Consider the following 4,424-nt stretch of genomic DNA (forward strand, 5'->3'; position numbering starts at 1 on the left):
AGCAAAGATTGCCACTGTTTAAAACGAGTAATTGCCGGGGGAGAAGCCTTATCTTATGAACTCAATCAACGATTTTTTCAGCAGTTAAACTGTGAATTATATAACGCTTATGGACCAACAGAAGCCGCCGTTGATGCTACTGTCTGGTGCTGTCAGCCAAATTCCCAGTTAATTCCTATTGGACGTCCCATTGCTAATGCCCAAGTTTATATCCTCGACAGTTATCTCCAACCGGTTCCTATTGGTGTTGCTGGAGAATTACATATTGGTGGAATGGGTTTAGCGCGTGGATACCTCAACCAACCTGAATTAACGGCTGAAAAATTTATTCCTCATCCTTTTGCTCAGGGGAAATTATATAAAACCGGGGATTTAGCTCGCTATCTTCCTGATGGAAACATTGAATATTTAGGACGGATTGATAATCAAGTCAAGCTGAGAGGTTTACGCATTGAATTAGGAGAAATTCAGACAGTTTTAGAAACTCATCCCAACGTTGAACAAACTGTTGTGATTATGCGGGAAGATACCTTATATAATCAACGGTTAGTTGCTTATGTAATCAGAAAAGATACTTTATTAACTTCCCAGGATTTGCGTCGTTTCTTACAGCAGAAATTACCCGTTTACATGATCCCTTCTGCCTTTGTCATGTTGTCGGATTTTCCCTTAAATCCTAATGGGAAAATAGACGTTCATAAATTGCCTATACCGGATGAGACTTCTCTAGTTGAATCACCCTATTTAGCCCCCCGCAATTCAACGGAAACTATCTTAGTAAGCCTTTGGCAACAACTTCTACAAGCTGGCAAGATAGGGGTTAATGATAACTTCTTTGAGTTGGGGGGTCATTCCTTACAAGCTATGAATCTTATGGCTTTAATTTATGAAAAAATGGCCATAGAAATTCCTTTATCAATGATTTATGAAAAGCCAACAGTAGCCGAATTAAGCGATTATATTATCTATGCTCAAGAGATGAATATTCAACCGAAAGAACGCCCTTATGTGGTGTTTAATAAGGAGCAAGAAAAGGCCGTCTTTTTATTTCCCCCCGCCCTTGGTTTCGCTGCTGCTTATGCCAATTTAGCAGAGTATCTAACGAATTATGCTATTTATACTTTCCGGTATATTAGCGATGAATTAATGTTAGAAAAATACGCTGAATTAATTGAGGATTTGGCTCAGAATCAAGATATAAAATTAATGGGACATTCCGCCGGCGGATTTTTAGCGATGTTAATGGCGCAACAATTAGAAAGTCGAGGGAGAGTTGTTTCTGATGTCATTTTACTGGATACTTACAGAGGAGGACGTGAGGCTAAAAAAGCTGATATGTCAGAGATTCAAGAAGGGGTTGATGCTTTCTTATTAAATCCCAAACGTCAGGAATTAAGAGGTTACTTTTTAGAGAATCAAAAACTCCGCAATCGCACTTATAATCAAGTGTGGGAATACTTTAATTTTCTTTGGAATTCTGACTTAAAAAATGTACAAATTCAAGGGACTATTCATTTGATTCGTGCTGAGGGAAACTATGAAGCTCAAGATGATTGGACACAAGCAACAAAAGGGGAAAGAATCAATCATTATGCCACTGGTATTCATCGTGAAATGATTGATCCTCCTTATCTTCCCAAAAACGCTCTGATTATTAATAGTATTCTCAACCCAAAACAGTCGTAACCGTTGAGGGGGGGGACGAAATCGGGCAATCTGAGAGACATGGATGAGCAGTACCTAGGGTCTGCTGAAAAAGTTTTTTCAGCAAACCCTAATTAATACCAATCATCCATCGACCGGAAAATTGAGGCATCGGGGAACACAGTTGGATTACCACTTGCGTCGATTTTTTGCCGTAATTCTCGCAATTGTTTATTCCCGATGAGAAAATCACTTTCTACTAATTGATAGGGCAGTACATTATTATCTAAAGCATACACTGCCGTGATGCCGGCAGCTACCCCAGAGGACCACTCGAAGGAATGGACACGATAGGCGGCCGCGGCAATATGACTGAGAGCGATACTTTTACCCGCTATCAGTAAATTATCGATTTTTTGGGGAATTATAGCCCTTAAAGGTATCTCAAAAGGATAAGCTTGGCCCTGTCCCTGTCTTTCTCCTGCTTTTTCTGTATTACCCGGTTTTTCGGGGGGATGTTCCGTCATGCAGGGATGAAAATCAATCGCATAGTGACCGATACCGACGGAATCGGGGTAAATGGTAGAGCGCTTGCGTTTAACGGCCTGATCGGGGGATAATGTGCCATCAAGTACGGAAAATCCCTCTAATCCTGCCAAGGTGGCAATTAAGCGCCGATATTCTGCCGGAGAAAGATTTTGACGATAGAAATCGCTTTGAAAATTTTGTCGGGAAATATCGATTTCTGTGACGGTAAAACCAGCGGGGAAAGTCAGGGAAGGACGACCGATAATCCGTCTTGCTTCCCGAATATAGGGATATTTTGACAAACCGTGGGCAGTACCCATGGGAGAATCAAAACCGGAGAGATAACGGTTATTCAAATGGGGAACTTTTACCCCGTCCCCTAACTGGGAATCGGTGGTTCCTTCTACTAACCAATAATAGTAGGAAATGGCGTGTTCTTCGCCCCTCGCGAGGGTTTCGGTGCGTAATCCTCCCATCCATCCCCCCGGAGATAACTGTCCTAGCTGTTGCAACTGTTCACGGGTGTAGATAAAGTTATCCTTAGCAGTACCCGGACGGTAATCATTTCCCCAGGTCCAATTCTGCATGGAAATATCCCCCGGGACGGGTTCGGTAAAAGTAATTCCCCCAAAGGTTTTCTCTTTACCCAGTTGCGGACTCCAAATACGACGATAGGTGAAAACTAGGTCAAAATCGGCTAATCGCGGCAATTCATAGCTAAAATAGGGGGCATAGCGTTCATAATAAACGGGTTTCTCGTGGGTTTGTGGTTTTTCTGTTTCCTCCATGGCGAAGGTATAGGTAAAGCCTTGGGTACAGTAGGGGTCTCCAGTGACGCTAGAGGAAGAAGGTTCGAGATAACTGCGCTTATCGACACCTAAACGGTAGGGAATATCTGATAATCCGATTATTTCCCCGGTTTCGGTCGCTTCAATCACATACCAATCTGCTAATTGATTCGGTTGGGAGGATTTGGGGACAAAACGGAGGATTTTCTTATCAAAACGGGGAGAATTTTCGTAGCGATAGATATCCTCCATTTTTTGCGATAAAAACTCGGTATTTAGGGGAGGAGTACCTTTTGCGGGACTATGTTGAATAGCAATTACACTGGTAATCTGTTGACCAGTGCCGCGATTGGGTAAAGTTTCAATATTTAATTCTTTGACTACCGTGGAGGGAAACCATTTCAGGGTTCCTTTGCCTTTTTTGGCAGCGTCTTCTAACTGTTGAAATAATAATTTATGTCCATCAAAAGGCAAAAAACAAGACCCGCTTACCCAACATTCTCCGGGGTTGCGTTTCCCGTAATGCTTTCTAATTCTTTCCCTAAATTCTAGATAACCTTTCGGGAAAAATAATTTTTCTCTTTGTGTCCGTCTTTCATCTAATGCGGAGGTTCCCTGAGAAGATATCTGTCCCCCCACCCAGTCGGTAATCTCGGTTAAACAGACGGTTTTTCCTAATAATAAAGCTTCGTAGGCCGCACCGGCACCGGCTAAACCACCACCCACCACCAGAATATCACAGCCGACGGTTTTATCCAGTTCTCGCGGGGGGGCAGCTAGGGTAAGGGGAGTGAAAGCTTGTAGGAGAAATAATCCCAGAGAGAGGGATTTAAGAGGAGTAAAGTGATGATTGAAAATTTTAGGGGACATTATTGACAAATATCAATGTTATGGCTGATAGTTTCTTCTTTCCTTGAAGAAGAAGCCAGAGCATCTGTTCCTGAAATCCTGATGGTTTTTTTGGGGGATATTGAGAACTTTGTAGCTTGATGCTGGCTTTTGAGAGATTATACACCGTCAAGCTGACAATCGATCGCTTTTCCGGAAATGTTTTGACACAATAGAGATATCCTGATTCTGTCTCATTCCCTTTGTTATTCCCTGTCATCCTTGCTAAGTTAAATTCAAAACAAACCCGGGTAAGACATCTTCCCCGGATAAAATAGCAGGTAAATTAATAATTTCCCCATCGCTATTTAGTCGGTAGATTTCCACCTGCTGCTGTTGAGGATTAATCAACCAACCCAAACGTAAACCACTGGCTAAATATTCGCGCATCTTTTCGCGTAAAGAGGTTAAGGCATCGGTACGAGAACGTAATTCAATCACAAAATCAGGACACAAAGGTGGGAACTTTTCTCGCTCTTCTGCGCTCAAAGCTTCCCATCTCTCCCGTTTTATCCAAGCAACATCAGGAGAACGATATCCTCCATTTGGTAAACGAAAAATTGTCGAAGAACTAAA

3 protein-coding genes are annotated in these 4,424 nt (G+C 42.2%); 1 reads left to right on the forward strand and 2 read right to left on the reverse strand.

The window, feature by feature from the left end:
- On the forward strand, nt 1-1,686 hold a 1,686-nt coding region (locus PX636_RS07070), incomplete at its 5' end, for an AMP-binding protein (protein WP_288116587.1).
- Between the two features lie 92 nt (nt 1,687-1,778).
- Here the strand turns inward: PX636_RS07070 and PX636_RS07075 are convergent.
- On the reverse strand, nt 1,779-3,830 hold the full coding sequence (locus PX636_RS07075; RefSeq protein WP_002797053.1) for an FAD-dependent oxidoreductase: 2,052 nt from the start codon (nt 3,828-3,830) through the stop codon (nt 1,779-1,781).
- Nucleotides 3,831-4,073: 243 nt separating this feature from the next.
- A partial coding sequence (locus PX636_RS07080) for a Uma2 family endonuclease (RefSeq protein ID WP_288116588.1) occupies nt 4,074-4,424 on the reverse strand: 351 nt, incomplete at its 5' end.

The sequence above is a fragment of the Microcystis sp. M53598_WE2 genome, assembly GCF_030067735.1.
In the GTDB taxonomy this organism is placed as follows: domain Bacteria; phylum Cyanobacteriota; class Cyanobacteriia; order Cyanobacteriales; family Microcystaceae; genus Microcystis; species Microcystis aeruginosa.